Annotated in this window: 26 protein-coding genes; 11 read left to right on the top strand and 15 right to left on the bottom strand. The window is 67.3% G+C overall.

Annotated features, from left to right (window positions below; genetic code table 11):
- Window positions 1-84: 84 nt before the first annotated feature.
- Window positions 85-609, bottom strand: a complete 525-nt coding sequence (locus LYSCAS_RS13300; protein ID WP_213434511.1) for a histidine phosphatase family protein — start codon at window positions 607-609, stop codon at window positions 85-87.
- Window positions 610-770: 161 nt separating this feature from the next.
- On the opposite strand from LYSCAS_RS13300, the gene LYSCAS_RS13295 reads away from it, so the two are divergent.
- Window positions 771-1,427: a hypothetical protein gene (locus LYSCAS_RS13295; protein ID WP_213434510.1), complete on the top strand. Its 657-nt coding sequence runs from the start codon at window positions 771-773 to the stop codon at window positions 1,425-1,427.
- Here LYSCAS_RS13295 and LYSCAS_RS13290 read toward each other — a convergent pair.
- The 4 genes from LYSCAS_RS13290 to LYSCAS_RS13275 are packed head-to-tail and all read right to left on the bottom strand — an operon-like array spanning window position 1,412 to window position 3,259.
- Window positions 1,412-1,792: a hypothetical protein gene (locus LYSCAS_RS13290; RefSeq protein ID WP_213434509.1), complete on the bottom strand. Its 381-nt coding sequence runs from the start codon at window positions 1,790-1,792 to the stop codon at window positions 1,412-1,414. The two genes, LYSCAS_RS13295 and LYSCAS_RS13290, sit on opposite strands and share 16 nt — an antisense overlap.
- Complete coding sequence (locus tag LYSCAS_RS13285) at window positions 1,792-2,220, bottom strand: hypothetical protein (RefSeq protein ID WP_213434508.1); 429 nt, start codon at window positions 2,218-2,220, stop codon at window positions 1,792-1,794. The genes LYSCAS_RS13290 and LYSCAS_RS13285 overlap by 1 nt, the downstream gene beginning before the upstream one ends.
- Window positions 2,217-2,675 carry a hypothetical protein gene (locus tag LYSCAS_RS13280; protein WP_213434507.1) on the bottom strand — a complete coding sequence of 153 codons (459 nt, stop codon included), beginning with the start codon at window positions 2,673-2,675 and terminating at the stop codon, window positions 2,217-2,219. Before LYSCAS_RS13280 ends, LYSCAS_RS13285 begins: the two co-directional genes overlap by 4 nt.
- 32 nt (window positions 2,676-2,707) lie before the next feature.
- Window positions 2,708-3,259, bottom strand: a complete 552-nt coding sequence (locus tag LYSCAS_RS13275) for a DUF2058 domain-containing protein (RefSeq protein ID WP_213434506.1) — start codon at window positions 3,257-3,259, stop codon at window positions 2,708-2,710.
- A 75-nt stretch (window positions 3,260-3,334) separates the two neighbouring features.
- On the opposite strand from LYSCAS_RS13275, the gene LYSCAS_RS13270 reads away from it, so the two are divergent.
- The 5 genes from LYSCAS_RS13270 (at window position 3,335) to LYSCAS_RS13250 (ending at window position 5,787) form a co-directional block, all read left to right on the top strand.
- A complete protein-coding gene (locus tag LYSCAS_RS13270; RefSeq protein WP_213434505.1) occupies window positions 3,335-3,877 on the top strand; it encodes a M48 metallopeptidase family protein in 543 nt (180 codons plus the stop codon).
- Complete coding sequence (locus LYSCAS_RS13265; RefSeq protein WP_213434504.1) at window positions 3,874-4,134, top strand: hypothetical protein; 261 nt, start codon at window positions 3,874-3,876, stop codon at window positions 4,132-4,134. Before LYSCAS_RS13270 ends, LYSCAS_RS13265 begins: the two co-directional genes overlap by 4 nt.
- A gap of 131 nt (window positions 4,135-4,265) precedes the next feature.
- Window positions 4,266-4,523, top strand: a complete 258-nt coding sequence (locus LYSCAS_RS13260; protein ID WP_213434503.1) for a hypothetical protein — start codon at window positions 4,266-4,268, stop codon at window positions 4,521-4,523.
- Between the two features lie 227 nt (window positions 4,524-4,750).
- Window positions 4,751-5,473 carry a Crp/Fnr family transcriptional regulator gene (locus LYSCAS_RS13255; protein WP_213434502.1) on the top strand — a complete coding sequence of 241 codons (723 nt, stop codon included), beginning with the start codon at window positions 4,751-4,753 and terminating at the stop codon, window positions 5,471-5,473.
- A gap of 107 nt (window positions 5,474-5,580) precedes the next feature.
- Window positions 5,581-5,787, top strand: coding sequence for a hypothetical protein (locus LYSCAS_RS13250; protein ID WP_213434500.1), 207 nt, complete (start codon window positions 5,581-5,583; stop codon window positions 5,785-5,787).
- A gap of 6 nt (window positions 5,788-5,793) precedes the next feature.
- On the opposite strand, the gene LYSCAS_RS13245 is transcribed toward LYSCAS_RS13250, so the two are convergent.
- On the bottom strand, window positions 5,794-6,243 hold the full coding sequence (locus tag LYSCAS_RS13245; RefSeq protein ID WP_213434499.1) for a hypothetical protein: 450 nt from the start codon (window positions 6,241-6,243) through the stop codon (window positions 5,794-5,796).
- A gap of 122 nt (window positions 6,244-6,365) precedes the next feature.
- Here LYSCAS_RS13245 and LYSCAS_RS13240 point away from each other — a divergent pair, with 122 nt between their 5' ends.
- A complete protein-coding gene (locus LYSCAS_RS13240) occupies window positions 6,366-6,725 on the top strand; it encodes a hypothetical protein (protein WP_213434498.1) in 360 nt (119 codons plus the stop codon).
- A 15-nt stretch (window positions 6,726-6,740) separates the two neighbouring features.
- Here the strand turns inward: LYSCAS_RS13240 and LYSCAS_RS13235 are convergent, their stop codons facing one another.
- Complete coding sequence (locus LYSCAS_RS13235) at window positions 6,741-7,100, bottom strand: hypothetical protein (protein WP_213434496.1); 360 nt, start codon at window positions 7,098-7,100, stop codon at window positions 6,741-6,743.
- 191 nt (window positions 7,101-7,291) lie between these two features.
- On the opposite strand from LYSCAS_RS13235, the gene LYSCAS_RS13230 reads away from it, so the two are divergent.
- A complete protein-coding gene (locus LYSCAS_RS13230; RefSeq protein ID WP_213434495.1) occupies window positions 7,292-7,630 on the top strand; it encodes a hypothetical protein in 339 nt (112 codons plus the stop codon).
- Here LYSCAS_RS13230 and LYSCAS_RS13225 read toward each other — a convergent pair.
- The 7 genes from LYSCAS_RS13225 to LYSCAS_RS13195 all read right to left on the bottom strand — a co-directional run bounded on the left by LYSCAS_RS13225 (window position 7,589) and on the right by LYSCAS_RS13195 (window position 13,707).
- Complete coding sequence (locus LYSCAS_RS13225; RefSeq protein WP_213434494.1) at window positions 7,589-8,515, bottom strand: pseudouridine synthase; 927 nt, start codon at window positions 8,513-8,515, stop codon at window positions 7,589-7,591. The two genes, LYSCAS_RS13230 and LYSCAS_RS13225, sit on opposite strands and share 42 nt — an antisense overlap.
- Before the next feature lie 11 nt (window positions 8,516-8,526).
- Window positions 8,527-9,057 carry a hypothetical protein gene (locus LYSCAS_RS13220; protein WP_213434493.1) on the bottom strand — a complete coding sequence of 177 codons (531 nt, stop codon included), beginning with the start codon at window positions 9,055-9,057 and terminating at the stop codon, window positions 8,527-8,529.
- A gap of 57 nt (window positions 9,058-9,114) precedes the next feature.
- Window positions 9,115-9,600: a hypothetical protein gene (locus LYSCAS_RS13215; RefSeq protein ID WP_213434492.1), complete on the bottom strand. Its 486-nt coding sequence runs from the start codon at window positions 9,598-9,600 to the stop codon at window positions 9,115-9,117.
- A gap of 102 nt (window positions 9,601-9,702) precedes the next feature.
- The gene (locus LYSCAS_RS13210; protein WP_213434491.1) at window positions 9,703-10,182 is read right to left on the bottom strand and encodes a hypothetical protein; all 480 of its coding nucleotides are present in this window, start codon (window positions 10,180-10,182) and stop codon (window positions 9,703-9,705) included.
- An 83-nt stretch (window positions 10,183-10,265) separates the two neighbouring features.
- The gene (locus LYSCAS_RS13205; RefSeq protein ID WP_213434490.1) at window positions 10,266-12,020 is read right to left on the bottom strand and encodes a tetratricopeptide repeat protein; all 1,755 of its coding nucleotides are present in this window, start codon (window positions 12,018-12,020) and stop codon (window positions 10,266-10,268) included.
- A 106-nt stretch (window positions 12,021-12,126) separates the two neighbouring features.
- Entirely contained in the window at window positions 12,127-12,690 is a 564-nt protein-coding gene (locus LYSCAS_RS13200) for a methyltransferase family protein (RefSeq protein ID WP_213434489.1), read from the bottom strand.
- Window positions 12,691-12,738: 48 nt separating this feature from the next.
- Entirely contained in the window at window positions 12,739-13,707 is a 969-nt protein-coding gene (locus tag LYSCAS_RS13195; protein ID WP_213434488.1) for a zinc-binding dehydrogenase, read from the bottom strand.
- Between the two features lie 70 nt (window positions 13,708-13,777).
- On the opposite strand from LYSCAS_RS13195, the gene LYSCAS_RS13190 reads away from it, so the two are divergent.
- The 3 genes from LYSCAS_RS13190 (at window position 13,778) to LYSCAS_RS13180 (ending at window position 16,399) form a co-directional block, all read left to right on the top strand.
- Complete coding sequence (locus tag LYSCAS_RS13190; protein WP_213434487.1) at window positions 13,778-15,454, top strand: NAD(P)/FAD-dependent oxidoreductase; 1,677 nt, start codon at window positions 13,778-13,780, stop codon at window positions 15,452-15,454.
- 44 nt (window positions 15,455-15,498) lie between these two features.
- The gene (locus LYSCAS_RS13185; RefSeq protein WP_213434485.1) at window positions 15,499-15,693 is read left to right on the top strand and encodes a hypothetical protein; all 195 of its coding nucleotides are present in this window, start codon (window positions 15,499-15,501) and stop codon (window positions 15,691-15,693) included.
- A gap of 67 nt (window positions 15,694-15,760) precedes the next feature.
- Entirely contained in the window at window positions 15,761-16,399 is a 639-nt protein-coding gene (locus tag LYSCAS_RS13180; RefSeq protein ID WP_213434484.1) for a glutathione S-transferase family protein, read from the top strand.
- Here LYSCAS_RS13180 and LYSCAS_RS13175 read toward each other — a convergent pair.
- A complete protein-coding gene (locus tag LYSCAS_RS13175; RefSeq protein WP_213434483.1) occupies window positions 16,386-16,718 on the bottom strand; it encodes a hypothetical protein in 333 nt (110 codons plus the stop codon). The genes LYSCAS_RS13180 and LYSCAS_RS13175 overlap by 14 nt on opposite strands.
- Window positions 16,719-16,817 lie beyond the last annotated feature (99 nt).

Raw genomic sequence — 16,817 nt, 5'->3', positions numbered from 1 at the left:
CGCGCGGGGCAATGGATATCGGCGGCGAACGTCAAGGCAGGCGGAACAATCTCGCGTGTTGGCACGAAGGCGATTGGACACCGCTTACGGCTCATCCCCGCAATCCCCGAACATCAACCGCTGGCTCGCCAACGTCGCATCCGCCAGCGTGCCCGCGGCGTCGTACTCCAGCCGCAGCATCCAGCCGAAGGTGTCATCCGGCCACTGCTTCGGCAGCAGCGAATCCGGCGCGCCCAGTGCCTTCGCCAGGCCGAGGATCTTCTTGTGCGTCCAGCAGACCAGCGTCGTGGCGCCGTCGTAACGCGCATCCTCGAGCAATCGCCTGGCCAGCGTCGGGTAATCGCCGTCGGCGACGCGCGCGTCGATCTCGATGCCGAGCGCGACTGCCAGCGGTTCGAGCGTGCTGTGCGCGCGATGGCTGTCGGGCGCGATGGCGGCGGCGATGAGGAACGCAGGGGGCGGCAGCCGCGACGTTCCGGACATCATGCGCTGGAAGAAGACGGCATAAGCCTGCGCCCGCGCTTCGCCCGCGGGCGTCAACCCGGTGTCGTCGGGATCGCCGGATTTCTCCGCGTGGCGGATGAGCAACAGGGTGGCGGACTTGGGCATGTCGCTGCGGGCGTTGCGCGGGAGCGCAGTATTTCCGACAAGGTGTCGGGACGCCGTCAGGGCCGGCCGGGTTTTCGGCCAGGCGCGGAGGCTCGATTACCATCGGATTCCTGGCAACCCAACAAGGAAGGCGCATGACCCGGGGAAAGGTCGCAGGGACGTTGCTGGTCGTTGCCATCGGGGTCGGGGCGTGGATGTTCTGGCCCGCGCGCACTTCATCGCCGACAGCGACTGCTCCGCACGGGGAGGCGCCCATCGCAGCGCAGGCTGGAGCGCAGGAGAAACCCTCCGAGGCAGGCTCCTCGAATACGGCTGCATCCGGGTCGCCCAGCGCGTCGGCGGAGGCGCCGCACGCCCCACTCCCCACCGCACAGGCCGGCCTCAAACCGCTGACGTCGGAAGACGAGCGCCGCCTGCAAGCCTTCGTCGATTCCGGCGCACAGCACAACGCAGACCAGCGCGATTACGAACTCCTCGTCGTCAAGGAAGCCCCGGATGCCGAATGGTCGGAGGCCACCGAACGCCGGCTCGAAGACGCCCTTCGCCGACACGGCGCGCGGTTCACCGCGCTGCACGCCTCCGCGCCGCATTGCACGCGCACGCTGTGCCGGATGCTCGCGACGGGCGGATTCAACAGCGACGCCCCCGACGCGGACTGGCAACGCCTGGTGTACGAAGTGCAGCGCGATCCGTCGGTTCGCGACGCCTTCGTCGACCAGCACACGGCGGTCGGCGGCGACGACAAAGGCGTGATGTTCGTGACGTACCTGGTGCGGCGCGATGGCCAGGCGCAGGAGCGCCCCTACTTGACCCGGTAGATCGCCAGGAGCGTCAAGTCCTGCCTGTCCAGGAAGTAGCAATACATGGCCGCCGCCATTTCCGGATTCCTGTGCGTGTAACAGGCCTGCCAGTACCGCTTCCCTTTCAAGCGTTGCGCGACTGCGAGTTCGTACGGAAACCTGGGGACGCCATAGACCCAGAGGTCCGAATTGCCGTTGCCGAATTCGTGCACCGATTTGAGCTGATAGGTGCGCAGGTCCACCTTGTCCCGCACGGCGTATTGCACCGACGCTTCGGCCGCCTCGACCAACGCCTGCGCTTCGTGCGCGCCACCACCGGAACAGGACACCGCCAGGAGCGTGCACAGCGACAACGACAACGACAACGGGATGCCGGTGCGCATCAGAGTCCGTCCAGTTGCACCGCGTAGCCGAAGGCCGCAAACGCGAGATGCACGATCACCGCACACCCGACGACGGACGCGAGCGCCGCAAGGAAGGCGTTCGTCAGCGTCCATCGACGCGTGAGCACGGCATGCCCGATCGCGACGGCCAGCCAGAGGGCAACGCACGCGAGTACCGCCGTGCCCTCCGGAAACAGGCGCGCAAAACCGGACTCGACCGGGCGCACGACCAACGCGAAGCCGAACAGGTACTGCGGCACGAAGAACAGGAAAACCCCGACCGCACCCGGCAGCGGCGCGACGAGTCCCAACACGGCCAACGGGATGGACGCAGCGAGCCAGAACAGCACGGCACCGACCCCGAGGAGGAGGCGGACGGGGTCGTGCACCCATGGCTGCGACGTCGCAGCAGGGGTCGAGCGCGTCACCGCGTCCGCTCCGGATTGATGACCCGGAACGTTCCGTAGAACGCCATCGCGGACACCGCACCCAGCAACCCGAACTGCAGCGTGCCCTGCCACCACTCTGCCCACGCGTTCGGCGACGCGTCGTCGACAATCGAAGGGAATGTCCCCACCCCAATCGGCCCAGCGCCCACCAGGAAGCCGACGGCGAACATAGGCAACGCGCGAAGCCATCCATTGGCGCGCAGCGCCAACGCGATCGGCACGCCCACGAGCGCTACGTAACCCCCTGCGAAGACGAAGGCCATCGCGAGGATGATCCGCCAGTCCTGTGCGGGGAAATCCGGCGCGCGATACGCCACGGCCGCGATGACGCACGCGACCGGCGCGAGCGCCGCGGCAAGCCAACCGAACCCGACGCCCGCGAGGAGGCGGAACGTCAGGCTGCGGAAGAACGGTTCACAAACAGACGGCAGCATCGTGCGAGCACTCCCCTCAAGCGCGCCACGGTTCACCAGACCAGATCGTCGGGCACCTGAAACTGTGCGTAATACGCGTCATCGCCGTCCGCGGCAATCGACACCGCATCCGCCGCCTGCCCGTGATCCACCACGATCATGCTGGCATCGCGCTCGCGCACCTTGTCGCCCGCCACGCGCGGCAACAATTCGTAACGCTCCCCGAGCCGCGCGATCACCAGCACCCCGCTCGACAACTTCTGCCGCAAGTCGTCGTTGACCAGCAGCGTGCGAATCGCACCATCGGCGGTGAACCGGTATTCGCTTTCCCCCGCCCGCGGCACCTTCTTGTCTTCGATGATCTGCCGCGCCTGCGCGCGCAGTTCCGCGGTGCGGGCCCGGGCCTTGCGCTCGGCGGCCAGCGCGCGGTCGCGCTCGACCTTTTCGGCCCGCGCCCGCTCTGCGTCCCGCTGGATCTCGCCGGGCGCGCTGCTCGCCTTGGCGTGCTTGGCCACGTGCTGCTCGCGCGCCACCTCAGCCACCTTGGACTTCTTGACCAGGCCCGCCTTGAGCAGCTGTTCCTGGAGCGGATTGCCCTTCGCCATGTCGATGCTTCGTATCCGGGGGTTCTGGCGCCATCATAGCGACCGACCCCCTGCCCGGCTTCGTCCTACCCGCGGATGCAACCCTTGAAGTACCTCGTCGGTTACCCGCCCCACCTGCAGGCGCAGGTGCAGGAGCTCATCGCGCAGGGCCGCCTCGGCAAGCGCCTGGCCGAGCGGTATCCCGAGCCCCACGACGTGCGCAACGACCGCCAGTTGTACGACTACGTCCAGGCACTCAAGGACCGGCACTTGCGCAAGGCCGTGCCGCTGGGGAAAGTGGTCTACGACAGCAAGCTGCAGGTGATGAAGCACGCGCTCGGCACGCACACCACGATTTCCCGCGTGCAGGGTGCGAAGCTCAAGTCCAGCCGCGAACTGCGCATCGCCACGGTGTTCCGCGACGCGCCCGCCGAGTTCCTGAAGATGATCGTGGTGCACGAACTCGCGCACCTGAAGGAAGCCGAGCACGACAAGGCCTTCTACCAGCTGTGCACGCACATGGCGCCGGACTACCACCAGCTCGAGTTCGACCTGCGGTTGTGGTTGACGCACCTGGAACTGGAGGACGCGGAAGCACGCGCACTGCGCCAGGATGCGCACCGGGAGAACGAGGCATGACGGATGTCGCGGACCGCAGCGATGCACGCAAGCAGGTTCGTCCGCTCGGGCGATGGATCGTGGCGTTCCTGGCGCTCGCAATCCTGGTGACCGGTGTCGTCGATTACGAAATCGCCCGCGCCATCAATGGGTACTACTTCCAGACCCATGCCGTGTCGCCGACGGTGACGGATCTTGCCCTTGGCGTGCTCGCGCTTTATTTGTTCGCCGTTGCGATCACCGGACGGTGGTGGCCCGCGCGACGCAACTACTCGTGAGCGCGTCAGGAATCGATTGGACAGCGGGATAGCGACACCTCCCGTCTGAAACTCCACCGCGCGCCCGCACGCCGGGCCGAACAAGCCCATAGTGCACACCCGCTCGCACCGATCCCTCGAGGCAGCACGTCATGCAGCCGCAACATGTGCCTGGTGCGTTGGAAACGGAGATCCAGTCCTTCGCTGCAACGCTCGAGCAGTGCTTTCGCGGCGTGGCCTGGGACGTCGTCAACGACTACGCCGCCATCGCGTGGGATGCCTCGGACGACCGGGCCGGCGCACGGTGGCCGGAGGTCACATCGCGCGTCCGTGCCGCATGGCAAACGTGCATCGACGCCCGATCGCCCGAAGCACATCACGTCCTGGCAGGCGGGGTTGCGGGTCGATGAACGGGATGGGCAGATAGCAAGCGTGCTCCTTGTAATGGGCTGACGGAGCGCGCACCGTGGCGTTGACAGGTTGTCGACCTGCACCCATCCGGCGCGTTCTTCCGATGTGCCAAAGCGCGCAAAGGTCCGCCGCGACCCTCCTATGTACGGTTCCGTACATACGTCCTGCTGCTTGCAACCGACAATCTCCCGTTTTGCGGGGGACGCGTTCGAGCATGAGCACTTCAGTGCCAAGGAAAGCCCACAACGGCCTGCTGGACAAGCTGCCAGCCGGGGTTTGCGCACGCCTGGCACCCCACCTGCAACTGCAGGAACTCCCCGTGGGCAAGGTGCTGTACGAGGCCGGCGCGGCGCAGAACCACATGTACTTTCCGCGCACCGGCGTCATTTCGCTGCTGTATTCGCTCGAAAGTGGCGATACCACCGAAGTCGGCATGGTCGGCAACGAAGGCGTCGTGGGCGCGGCGCTGGTCGTCGACAGCCACAGCACGCCGGCGCACGCGGTCGTGCAGATGGGTGGGCAGGCGCTCTGCCTCAAGGCGGATGTCGTCATCCGCGAGTTCAATCGCGGCGAGGAATTCCAGATCCTCATCCTGCGCTACACGCAGGTGCTGCTGGCGCAGATGGCGCAGAACGCCGTGTGCAACCGCTACCACAACGTCGAGAAGCAGTTGTGCCGCTGGCTGTTGCTGTACATGGATCGCATGCAGTCCGACCACCTGGCCGTGACGCAGGAAACCATCGCGGCGCGGCTGGGCGTCCGGCGCGAAGGCGTCACCGAAGCCGCGGGACGCCTGCAGCAGGCCGGCGTGATCCAGTACGCGCGGGGCCGCATCCGCATCCTCGATCGCCAGGCCCTGGAGCTGCGCAGTTGCGAATGCTATCGGGCGGTGAAACAGGAATACGAGCGCCTGCTTTCGAACATGCCGTGGTCCACGCTCGCCGATTAGCGTCGCCAGTCCTGCACCTGGGCCATTCAGACGCGTGTGCGCCCCGCGTCACCGAATAGGTGCTAGCTTGTGTGCGTTACCGCACATAGCGGACCGCGAGCACTGCCATGGCGGTTTCCGCCTGCGACGACAAAACCTGCATGACCGCCCTGGAGTCCGTTGAACGCGGGTTTGCGCTCGCCGTGGCGGAACTGGACGCGCTTCGGCTTGTCGGGTTGGTCGTGGTCCAGGCCGACGGGATCGCCTTCCTCACGCCACACGGGATGTTGCGCCTGCGCAACCTGCGATCCGTGCTGATGACCCAGGCGCGCTGAGCGCCCTCAGGCGTCGATGGCGGAGCCCGGCGCCAGGGGCTCGTTCCCCGCGATGCGGCGGAACACGAAATGGAACACCACGCCACTCGCGGCGCCGAGTGCCCCGTAGAACGCCACGCCGGGCATCAGGGCCCATACGGGGACCGACACCTCGCTTCCGTCCGGCATGCGTTGCGTAACGCCGATCACGAAGCACGCGGCCGCCGCGGCGAGCGGAACGAAGCCCACGACGCCCATGATCACGGCGCGAAACAGCAGCAGTCGCCGCAGCAGGACCGCGATGGGCAGGAGGTACGCGAACGCGAGCACCAACGCGACGATGCCCACGACGATCACTCCGCTGGCGGCCGCCGTGCCGTTCCGCGCGGGAAGACTGAGGAGCCCTACCCCGAGGACTGGCGGCAGGGCCGCGGCGATGGCCGCCGCCAGATAGGCCCATGGGTGTTGCCTGCGCATGCCCCGTTCCCCTTCCGTGTGCCGCGCACTATCGCATGGCGAAAAGTGTTGCTGGGCCGATGCGGGCGGGCGAACGTCCGGGCCATTGCTAAGCTCAGGCCAACTGACGGGCCGGACCCACCATGTACCCATCGCTCCTGCTGGTGCTGACGTTGTTGGCCGCTGAAGTCCTCTCGATTCCCGCATTGCTTCGCCAGCGACGCGTCGGACGATTGGCGCCTGCCGATGTGCTGCTGCCGGTCGCGCCTGCGGTCCTGCTGGTCATCGGCCTGCTGTGCTTCAACCGGCCTGCGCAGGTCGGATTTGCGTCGATCCTCTACCCGCCGCTCGCGGCCTGTCTTTCCGTGCTGCTGCTCTACGCGAAGGTGTTCATGCCGGGCCCGTCGAATGCATCCAATGCGCGCGCGTCCCTGTGGATCCTGATCGTGGCTTGCGCGACGGCAACGGTGTTCGGCGCAACGGTCGCGCCCTGGTACGAATGAGCGGGACGCTCGACGCTAGGGATCCACCGCCAGCAACCACGCCTCCGCGTCATCGCGGTTGTCGAAGCGCCGCGTTTCGAATGCAGGCACGGGCCCGCCCGGCAACCCATGGACATCGAGCGAATTGACGAACGCAACCCGCGCGCCCACCAGCGCCGGCGCCGACAGGATCTTCTCCATCAGTTCTTCGCGGGTGCCATCCGGTGCGCCGGGCCGCGCGCCGGAGAAGTCCAGCAACAAGCGCCGCAAGCGGTGCTTGAGCATCGGCGGGAAAATGTACTGCATGGTTTCGATGCGCTCGCGATAGGTCACCTCGCCGAAGAACGAGACTTCGACGAGCTTCCGATGGCGATCCACTTCGACGAAGCGACCCATGGATTTCCTCTGATTCCATCCAGCGCACGTGGGAACTCCTGCGCGCATGGTAGGCAATCCTCGGCGCAGGCAACAGCGAATGCCTGCTGATTGCCGGGATGCAGAGCGCTTTGCTGCCGCCTTGTCCCCCGCATGCAGCTTCCGTAATGTGGGCCGCAACCGGCAATCTCCGGCCCAACGGCAGGACGTCCATGCAGATCGTGCAGCAGCCGAAACGCACTCGCGCCTGGATCGACACGGCGGCGGCGATCGTCTTCACCTGCATGGGCGCATTGCTGCTGAATGCTTCCCGCGTCGCTGCGGCCGATGCAGTCCGCCGATACGGTCGCAACGTGGACTCGGGCGCGCTCGAATCCATGGCCGCGCTCGTTTACTTCGCCCCGGGCACGATCCTGTTCGCGCTCGCGGCCGTCGCGCTCTTTCGTCGCTGGCGCGGCGCCCGGTGGCTTCACCTGCTTGCGTGGGGCTGGGCCGCGCTCCCGCTTTTATCAATCGCGGCGCAATGGATCCGTTCGATTGTCGTGCGTTGACTGCAGCAGCATGCGGCTCGAATAGCGGCGTTCTTCCCCGCTGATCGGATCCACGAACACCAGTCGCTTGGCCAGGAGTTGCAACGGCGCGGTGTAATCGCCCGCCGCACGACGCACCACCGACGGGTAAATGCTGTCTTTTTCGATCGGCGCCCCCATCGCCGCCATGTGCACGCGCAATTGATGCTTGCGGCCGGTGATCGGCGTGAGCGCATAACGCCAGCGTCCGGCGCCGCGCGAAATCACTTCGATGCGGGTTTCGCTGTTCGCCGCGCCTGCGACTTCCTGCATGCGATGGAACGGTTCGCCGGCGACGATCCGGCTGGCACGGAGGCAGGGGAATTCGACATCCGGCAACGCGGGCGCAATCGCTTCGTACGCCTTCGTGACCCGTCGTTCGCGGAACAGCGCCTGGTAATGCGCCCGCGTGTCCGGATTGGTCGAGAACAACACCAGGCCGGCGGTCTCGCGATCGATGCGGTGCAGCGGCACCAACGCGTCGTTCCCCGTGCGCCGAACCAGTCGCCCGAGCAAGGTTTCATGCACGTGCGCGCCCGTCGGCGCGACCGGCAGGAAATGCGGTTTGTCCGCCACCAGCAAGTCGGCGTCGACATGCAGCACGACTTCCTCGAACGGGATGGGCGCTTCGTCCGGGACCTCGCGGTAGTAATGGACCTCGAGCCCGACGCGATACGGCGTCTCCGGCGTCACCCGATGGCCGGCGTTGTCCACGACCCGCCCGCGCGCCATGCGTTCGATCCATTGCGCGCGCGGGATCGCCGGGAATCGTTCGCACAGGCAATCCAGCACGCACGTCCACGCGCCCGGCGGCAACTGCAGCGTGCTGGCAGCCAGCCCATCGATGCTGGGGGGGCGCGTGCGCATGGCAGCGCAGTCTACTTGCCGCGAACCAGCCGGACGATCAGCGCCAACAACCCGATCCCGGTCGCGAAGAAGAAAAACGTGCCGAGGAACGTCATCAGGAAATCGCTGGGCGGATCGAAACCCAGCGCGTTTGCCGCCGCGGCCAGGCTGCACAGCGAAGCGAGCACCAGCGTCGCCAGCACGTAGCGGGTGGCCACCTGCACGATGAGGCACAGGATGAGCAGCGCGAGCACGAACAATCCGAACAGGGACCACACGCCGCCGAGCCACTCAACGCCCATCCACGTTCCCCTGCCCCATGCATCGCGCACCCGACTCTGGCATCGAAGCCAGCCGTCCGCAATGTCGGCGATCGACGTGCCGCAGTCGCGCATCAGCGCGATCCTCGCGGGCGAACGGGCAATCACGGCGGATACGGCCTGCGCCTGTCGAAGTTCTTCGGCATGACCGATGGCTTCTGGATCGGCTTGCAGATCGATTCCGACATGGCCATGGCGCGCGATGCGCTGGGCAAGACGCTCGACAGGATCGAGCCCTATCACGCTGAAGCAGCTTGAAGAAACCCCGCCATCCGGCGGGGTTTTTCCATCGTCACCGCATCACGGACACTCGGGCCCGTTGTACGACAGCGCCGAGGGATTCGCCGGCGACGACACGCCGTTGGTCACGTCCGTCAACGTGATGTTCGTGAAGACGACGGACGCGATCACCACGTGCTGGTAGTGCGGGCAGACCAGCGTGCTCCGTGGCGCGGGAATGACCAGGGTGTCGCTGATCTTCCCGTTCTTGTCGACGCTGAAGGTGCCGCTGACGTGGACGTCCTGCAGCACTTCTTCCTTCGCCCCCGGTTTCGGGCAGACGTGGCCGGTCTTGACGCACTGGAACTTCGCGCCGGCCGTCGCGCTGGCGATGTAGGTCACGCCGCTGCCGGTATTGCCGAGCCCCACTTCCGCCCAGTTCACGATGACCTTCGGCGAGCCGAGCTGCGCACTCGGGGCGCGCAGGTAATGCGGGTGCGCGGCCAGCGCGGCGGTGGCGACGGCCACCAGGCCGAGCAGCCACCAGTGCTTGCGTTTGATCTGCATGGCGTCCTCTCCGTGGGTGACAAACACAGAGAACGCCGGATTCGGGGGAGGCGACTCCCCCGAATGGGTGGGGTTAACCCGACCCGGATGGGCGAAGGGCGATCAGGGGCACTCCGGCCCGCTGTAGGTCAACGCCGAGGGATTGGTCGGCGACGACACGCCATTGGTCAGGTCCGTCAGCCGGATGTTGGTGAATGCGACCGAGACGATGCCCACCACCTGGTTGCCCGGGCACTGCAGCGTGCTGGGCGGCGCAGGAATCACCAGCGATCCGATGATCTTCCCGTTCTTGTCGACGGCGAAGGTGCCGCCCACGTTGATGTCGGCCAGCACGTCTTCCTTGTTCGAGGCCGCCGGGCAGTTGTTGCCGCGGTTGACGCACTGGAAGCGGGCCCCGGCCGTGGCGCTGGCCGTGTAGTTGACGCTGTCGGTACTGCCGAGTCCGATCTCGGTCCATTTCACGATGACCTTGGGCGACCCGAGTTGCGCGCTGGGCGCGCGCAGGAACTGCGGATGGGCGGCAAGGGCCGCCGTGGCGACGAAGGCCAGCCCGAGCAGGCATGGCGTGCGCTTGATGTGCATGGTGTTCTCCGTTGCTTATCAACTGGGAGAACGCAGGAATCCCGCGGGGCGACTCCCCCGGATGGGTGGCGTAACCCGTCCCGTCAGGTCCCCGGCCTGGGCACGTCGATCCGGATCGTCGCCAATTGCTCCGGCGCGTACCCGATCTTGCGCAGGAACGGCAGCCAGCGCGGGTCGTCGCGCAGCGAGTCGGTCAGCACGTCGAACGCCACCGAGGTGGCGGCCGGATCGCGGCTCTGCGCGGCGATGTCCAGCCAGTGGAACGCGGCATCGCGGTCCACGCGATAGCTGTAGGCCAGCGCGACCAGCGTGGGTTGCTGGTCGCCGTACGTGCGGATGAGTCCCTGCAGCGCCGCGTTGGATTCGCGCGTGCGCCCCAGTGCATGGAACGCCAGCGCCCGCACCTGCAGGCGCGAGGCTTCATCGGGTTCGCCGGCGATCTCGCGCAGCGCGCCGGCCGCATCGCCCTTCCCCACCAGCAGCGAGACGGCGATGCCGTTGCGCGCGCCGACGAACGCCGGACTCAGCCGCAACGCGGTACGGAAATCGTCGATCGCCGCATCCCATTGCCGCGCGTAGTACCGGGTGATGCCGCGGTTGTTGTACGCCGTCGGGTTGGCCGGATCGTGGGCGACGCGGTAGTCGTACAGCGGCAGCGCGTCTTCGAAGCGCCCCACGTTGCTGAGCAGGATGCCGAGCGTGTTGATGGCGACCAGGTTGTTCGGTTCGATCTGCAACGCGCGCTTGTTGTAGTCGGCGGCCGCCTGCGCATCGAAGTCGAAATCCGCGGCCAGGCGCGCCAGGCCCGTGATCGCGATGACGTTGCGCGGATCGATCTTCAGCGCCTTGTCCAGCGCTTCGCGCGCCAGCTTCGCCGCGTCGGCCTGCGGCAGCTCGCTGTAGATGGACTGGTTGATGTACACGCGCCCGAGGCCGGCCCACGCGCGCGCTTCGTTCGGCGCGATCGCCAGCGCCTGCTTGAACACCAGCAACGCCTGCGCACGTCCTTCCTTGCTCTGCTGGTCCAGCAGCGCCTGCGCCTGCAGCACCAGGGCGTACACGCGCGGATCCACGGGCGTGACGGTGGGCGCCTTCAGCAACTTGATCTTCAGTTGCTCGACGACGGACGCGGCGATCTCGTCCTGCACCTGGAAGATGTCGTCGAGCGTGCGGTCGTAGTTTTCCGCCCACAGTTGCGCGCCGTCGGTGGCGCGCACCAGTTGCACCGCGATGCGCACGCGGTTGCCCGCCTTGCGCACGCTGCCCTGCAGGATCGAGGCGACGTGCAGGCGGCGCGCGATCTCCGGCACCGGCAAATCCTGGCCCTTGAACGCGAAGCTCGACGTGCGCGCGATCACGCGCATCTCCGGCACCTTGTTCAGCACGTTGAGCAGTTCTTCGGAGATACCGTCGGAGAAGTACTGCTGCTCCTTGTCGGCGCTCAGGTTCTCCAGCGGCAGCACGGCGATCGACGGATCCTTTTCGATCGTGGGGATGCCGCTGTCCGCGCCCGCGGTGGCGACGCCGGTCGCCTGGTCGGACGTGGAGCGCACCGTCTGCCACAACCACGCACCGCCCACCAGCACGACGAGCGCGATGAGTGCGACTTCCAGCCGCGTGACCTTCTGTTGCCCGCGCTCGCCCTGGAACCACGCGATGACCAGCGTGAGGAAGAAGCCGAGCACCGCCAGCGCCACGCCCACGCGCATCGGTACGGCCGACCACCCGTAGGTGCCGGCCAGCAGGCCCACGGCCTGCAGCAAGGCCCATGCGACCGCCGTGTACCCCAGCACCCATTGCGCGACCTTGCGTTTGCGCAGCTGGCGGAGGGTCAGCATGGGGGGATCCGACGGGGGTCAAGGAGGGGAACGCAACCCGCGGCGCAAACGGGCCGCCGCCGCGGGCCGGAAGCACCCGCAGGCCGGTCCCGCGCCGCGCGGCGGTTCAGAACTCCGTCATTTCGAGGATCAGCGGAATGATGAACCACCAGACGTTGTCGAGCAGGCCGCGCAGCAGGAAGCGCGGCACGACGGTGATTTCGTCGGGCTGGTTGAAGTTCGAGAACCGGGGGAGGAAGCGCGGCACGCGCGCGACGTAATCGGTGAAGGCCTGGCCGAACTTCTCCTGCAGGAAGGCTTCTTCGCGCTTCACGAGGAAGTGGTAGACGAAACAGAACCCGACCGGCACCAGCACCATTACCCACAGATTGTTGGAGAAGATCGCAAACCCGGTGAACCCCAGCCAGGAAAACACGTACAGCGGATTGCGCACCACGGAGAACGGGCCGTAGGTGACGAGGGTTTCGTTCTTCAACCCGCCGAGGAACGCGGTGGTGTACAGCCGCCCCATGCCGCAGAACACGATGAGCACGTAGCCCAGCGTGTCGAAGGTTTCGTGCAGCGCGCTGTCGTTGGGCCAGTGCGAGCGGGTGAACAGCATCAACGCGATGGCGGTGATCATCAGGATGCGCGAGAACAGCATCCGGTTCTTATTGAGCGCGCGAGCCATGGGAAATGGGGGCTTCCATTCAAGGGTGGAGGAGGTTTCGAGCGGCGACTACGGAATGAGCAAGACCTTTCCCGCACTGCCCCGCCCTTCGAGGATCGCATGCGCCTGCGCACCATCGCGCAGCGGCACGCGTGCGGCGACGGCCACGCGCAGGTGCCCGGCGCGCACCGCGGCGAACAGGCGATCGGCGCGTTGCTGGCGGACCTGCGCGGTGGTCAGCACGTTCCACAAGTCGCCGCCCACGAGCGTCAGCGAGCGGTCCATGAGCACGCGCGGGTCCACCGGATCCGGATCGCCCGCCGCCATGCCGTAGAACACCACCGTGCCGCCGATGCGCGCCAGGGCCAGGCTGTCGCCGAGCGTGCGACCGATCGAGTCGTACACGACGTCGACGCCCTCGGGTGCCACCGCACGCACGCGCGCGACCCAGCCGTCGCCGGAGGCCAGCGCATCTCGTGCACCTGCCGCGAGCGCCGAACGCCGCTTGTCTTCCGACGAGGCGAGCGCGATCACCTGCGCACCCTTCGCGGTCGCCAGCTGCACCAGCAACTGCCCGACGCCACCACCGCCCGCATGCACCAGCAAGGTCTCGCCCGCCTGCACGGCATGGCTGTCCTCGAGCAGGAACTGCGCGGTGAGGCCTTGCAGCAACAACGCGGCCGCGGTGTCGGCGTCGATGTCATCGGGGAGCACGATCAGGCGATCCAGCGGCACCGCCACTTGTTCCGCGTTGGCGAACGCACTGTCGGCGAACGCGACGCGCTGGCCCACGGCGAAGGCGCCACCCGCGTCCCGCGGATCGAGCGCCACGATCTCCCCCGCGGCCTCGTACCCGGCGATCCACGGCGGCGACCCGGCCAGGTGGTAGCGGCCCTGGCGGCGGTAGATATCGGCGAAGTTGAGCCCGATCGCCTGCGTGCGCACCACGGCCACGCCGGGGGCGGGCCGGGGATCCGGCAGGTCGGTCCATTCCAGGACGTCGGGCCCGCCGAAGCGTGAAAAGGTCAGTGCATGCATGGGTGAGGATGTTATCGGGTTCGCGCCGCCTAAAATGCCCGCCACGCTTCCGCGCCATCGAATGTCCCCCATGCTGCGACTCACCGACCTCAAGCTGCCGCTGGACCACCCCGAGGCGGCGCTGCGCGAGGCGATCCTGGCCCGGCTGGGCATCGCCGCCGACGAACTCACCGGCTTCACCGTCGCCAAGCGCAGCTACGACGCGCGCCGGCGCGGCGCGATCGTGCTGATCTATTCGGTCGACGTGGACACGCCGCGCGAAGCCGACATCCTGCAGCGCCTGCAACTGGACGACGAGGACGACGGCTACGCGTACAGCCACGACGGCGGCAAGGTGATGCGCACGCCGGACACGGTCTACAAGTTCGTGGCGCGCGCGCCGACGTCCCTGCCCTTGCGCCCGCTCGTGATCGGCATGGGCCCGTGCGGGTTGTTCGCCGCGCTGGTGCTCGCGCAGATGGGCTTCCGGCCCATCGTGCTCGAACGCGGCAAGGCCGTGCGCGAACGCACGAAGGACACCTGGGGCCTGTGGCGCCAGAAAGTGCTCAATCCCGAATCGAACGTGCAGTTCGGCGAAGGCGGCGCGGGCACGTTCTCCGACGGCAAGCTGTGGAGCCAGATCAGCGACCCGAAGCATTACGGGCGCAAGGTGATCGACGAATTCGTCAAGGCCGGTGCACCGGAGGAAATCGCGTACGTCAGCAAGCCGCACATCGGCACGTTCCGCCTGGTGTCGATGGTGGAGCAGATGCGCGCGACGATCGAATCGCTGGGCGGCGAGATCCGCTTCAGCCAGCGTGTCGACGACCTGCTGGTCGACACCGATCGCGAAGGCACGCGCCACGTGCGCGGCGTGACGCTGGAGAGCGGCGAACAACTGCGCGCCGACCACGTGGTGCTTGCGCTCGGCCACAGTGCGCGCGACACGTTCGCGATGCTGCATGCGCGCGGCGTGTTCGTCGAAGCCAAGCCGTTCTCGATCGGGTTCCGCATCGAACATCCCCAATCGCTGATCGACAACGCGCGCTTCGGCCCGCAGGCCGGGCATCCGCTGCTCGGCGCGGCCGATTACAAGCTCGTGCACCACTGCCGCAACGGGCGCTCGGTGTACAGCTTCTGCATGTGCCCCGGCGGCACCGTGGTCGCCGCGGCCAGCGAGCCCGGGCGCGTGGTCACCAACGGCATGAGCCAGTACTCGCGCAACGAGCGCAACGCGAACGCGGCGATCGTGTGCGGCATCACGCCGGAGGACTTCGCGCCGTACGGCGTTGGCCCGCTGGCCGGCATCGAATTGCAGCGGCATTGGGAAGCGCGTGCGTTCGAACTGGGCGGCGGCGAGTACGAAGCGCCGGGGCAACTGGTGGGCGACTTCCTGAAAGGCCGGGCGTCGCGTGAATTCGGAGGCGTGCTGCCTTCGTACAAGCCCGGCGTGCGGTTGGGGGATCTTGCGCCCTCGCTGCCCGAGTACGCGATCGCGGCGATCCGCGAAGCGCTGCCGGCGTTCGACAGGCAGATCCGCGGGTTCGCGATGCAGGATGCAGTGCTGACCGGCGTCGAGACCCGCACGTCGTCCCCGGTGCGCGTGACGCGCGGCGAGGACGGGCACAGCTTGAATACGCGCGGGTTGTTCCCGGCGGGCGAAGGCGCGGGTTACGCGGGCGGCATCCTGTCGGCCGGCGTGGATGGCATTCGCACGGCGGAGGCGGTGGCGCTGGATATCGTGTCCCGAGCCGCGCCTGCTGCGTAGAGGGCGTGACCTATCATCCGGCTTTCCCTGGACGGGATCGAACGATGCGGAAGGAATGGGGCTGGGTGCTTTTCGGCGTGTTCGTTTTCTACTGCGCGGCGCTGTTCGCCTGCATGGTGAGGAACCCGCGCTACACCGGGTTGCCCACGTGGTCAGCCGCCAATTTCCTCGACGCGCAGCCCTTTTCCATCGGGGCCGCGGTGTTTGCCCTGGTCGTGGCCCTGCGCAAGGAGAAATGACCGGACCGTGTCGATTCCGGCCTTCGTCATTCGTCGTCATGGATGGAACCCCCAGGAGCGCGCCACGATGACCATCACCATCACCGCCTTCGAACGCTCGCCCGACGGCGGCAAGGGCCTCGCGCGCGACACGCGCGTGCGCTGGGCGCTCGAAGAAACCGGTCAGCCCTACGACGTGCGGCTGGTGTCGTTCCAGGCGATGAAGGAACCCGCGCACCTGCGCGTGCATCCCTTCGGCCAGATTCCCACGTTCGAGGACGGCGACCTTGCGCTGTTCGAAACGGGTTCGATCGTTTTTCATCTCGCCGAACAGCACGCGGGCCTGTTGCCGGCCGACGCCAACGCGCGGGCGCGCGCCATCACCTGGATGTTCGCCGCGGTCAACACGATCGAACCGCCGATCCTCGAGCTGTCGATCGCAAAGTTCCAGGAAGGCGACAAGCCGTGGGCGAAGGACCGGCTGCCGCTGGTGCAGGATCGGATCCGCGAACGCTTGCGCCGGTTGTCGGCGCGCCTCGGCGAATCCGAGTGGCTCGACGGTGCGTTCAGCGCCGGCGACCTGATGATGGTGTCGGTGCTGCTGCGCGTGCGGCCGTCCGGGTTGCTGGACGAATTCCCGACCCTGGCGGCGTATGTCGCGCGCGGGGAAGCGCGGCCGGCGTACCAGCGGGCGTTTGCGGCGCAGTTGGCGATCAATGCGGCCTAGGCAGAGTCGAAGGGGGCGCACGACGTCCCCACCACACCGCAACGGGAAGCGCCAGCGCGACGGCGAGGAACGCGAAGGGCGCCCACAAGAACGGGGCGTCGCGAGCGCGGAGGTAGTACCCCAGCGAACCTAGCTCCACGACGACCATCCCGAAGGCGAAGAGCGCCGACAGCGCCAGCAACAGGAACCACGCAAGGACCTCGCGCCCCAGCGCCCGGCGACCACCGCGACGCAGGGCCCAAACAAGGAAGAACGAGCCAACGAGCATCGGCGGCCCCAGCAGCCAGGCGAGCAACAGCACGAACTCTTCTTTCGTCACAGTGCCCCTGCGCTCCATGCGTTGACGAGGCAGACCACGAGAAGGGCCATTGCCGCAACCTGTTTCTGGGCGGGTCGCATCGCTTGCGTCCTTGCGTTG

Origin of the sequence: Noviluteimonas caseinilytica, from assembly GCF_018406605.1 — a bacterium.
Taxonomy (GTDB): domain Bacteria; phylum Pseudomonadota; class Gammaproteobacteria; order Xanthomonadales; family Xanthomonadaceae; genus Noviluteimonas; species Noviluteimonas caseinilytica.
This window is presented reverse-complemented; position numbering and strand designations above follow the sequence as displayed.

Bases quoted from the DNA above. Each gene is read 5' to 3' on its own strand.
- LYSCAS_RS13300 (WP_213434511.1), bottom strand. From the start codon at position 609: ATGCCCAAGTCCGCCACCCTGTTGCTCATCCGCCACGCGGAGAAATCC.
- LYSCAS_RS13290 (WP_213434509.1), bottom strand. From the start codon at position 1,792: ATGCGCACCGGCATCCCGTTGTCGTTGTCGTTGTCGCTGTGCACGCTC.
- LYSCAS_RS13280 (WP_213434507.1), bottom strand. From the start codon at position 2,675: ATGCTGCCGTCTGTTTGTGAACCGTTCTTCCGCAGCCTGACGTTCCGC.
- LYSCAS_RS13275 (WP_213434506.1), bottom strand. From the start codon at position 3,259: ATGGCGAAGGGCAATCCGCTCCAGGAACAGCTGCTCAAGGCGGGCCTG.
- LYSCAS_RS13270 (WP_213434505.1), top strand. From the start codon at position 3,335: ATGCAACCCTTGAAGTACCTCGTCGGTTACCCGCCCCACCTGCAGGCG.
- LYSCAS_RS13265 (WP_213434504.1), top strand. From the start codon at position 3,874: ATGACGGATGTCGCGGACCGCAGCGATGCACGCAAGCAGGTTCGTCCG.
- LYSCAS_RS13260 (WP_213434503.1), top strand. From the start codon at position 4,266: ATGCAGCCGCAACATGTGCCTGGTGCGTTGGAAACGGAGATCCAGTCC.
- LYSCAS_RS13250 (WP_213434500.1), top strand. From the start codon at position 5,581: ATGGCGGTTTCCGCCTGCGACGACAAAACCTGCATGACCGCCCTGGAG.
- LYSCAS_RS13245 (WP_213434499.1), bottom strand. From the start codon at position 6,243: ATGCGCAGGCAACACCCATGGGCCTATCTGGCGGCGGCCATCGCCGCG.
- LYSCAS_RS13240 (WP_213434498.1), top strand. From the start codon at position 6,366: ATGTACCCATCGCTCCTGCTGGTGCTGACGTTGTTGGCCGCTGAAGTC.
- LYSCAS_RS13235 (WP_213434496.1), bottom strand. From the start codon at position 7,100: ATGGGTCGCTTCGTCGAAGTGGATCGCCATCGGAAGCTCGTCGAAGTC.
- LYSCAS_RS13230 (WP_213434495.1), top strand. From the start codon at position 7,292: ATGCAGATCGTGCAGCAGCCGAAACGCACTCGCGCCTGGATCGACACG.
- LYSCAS_RS13225 (WP_213434494.1), bottom strand. From the start codon at position 8,515: ATGCGCACGCGCCCCCCCAGCATCGATGGGCTGGCTGCCAGCACGCTG.
- LYSCAS_RS13215 (WP_213434492.1), bottom strand. From the start codon at position 9,600: ATGCAGATCAAACGCAAGCACTGGTGGCTGCTCGGCCTGGTGGCCGTC.
- LYSCAS_RS13210 (WP_213434491.1), bottom strand. From the start codon at position 10,182: ATGCACATCAAGCGCACGCCATGCCTGCTCGGGCTGGCCTTCGTCGCC.
- LYSCAS_RS13205 (WP_213434490.1), bottom strand. From the start codon at position 12,020: ATGCTGACCCTCCGCCAGCTGCGCAAACGCAAGGTCGCGCAATGGGTG.
- LYSCAS_RS13200 (WP_213434489.1), bottom strand. From the start codon at position 12,690: ATGGCTCGCGCGCTCAATAAGAACCGGATGCTGTTCTCGCGCATCCTG.
- LYSCAS_RS13195 (WP_213434488.1), bottom strand. From the start codon at position 13,707: ATGCATGCACTGACCTTTTCACGCTTCGGCGGGCCCGACGTCCTGGAA.
- LYSCAS_RS13190 (WP_213434487.1), top strand. From the start codon at position 13,778: ATGCTGCGACTCACCGACCTCAAGCTGCCGCTGGACCACCCCGAGGCG.
- LYSCAS_RS13185 (WP_213434485.1), top strand. From the start codon at position 15,499: ATGCGGAAGGAATGGGGCTGGGTGCTTTTCGGCGTGTTCGTTTTCTAC.
- LYSCAS_RS13180 (WP_213434484.1), top strand. From the start codon at position 15,761: ATGACCATCACCATCACCGCCTTCGAACGCTCGCCCGACGGCGGCAAG.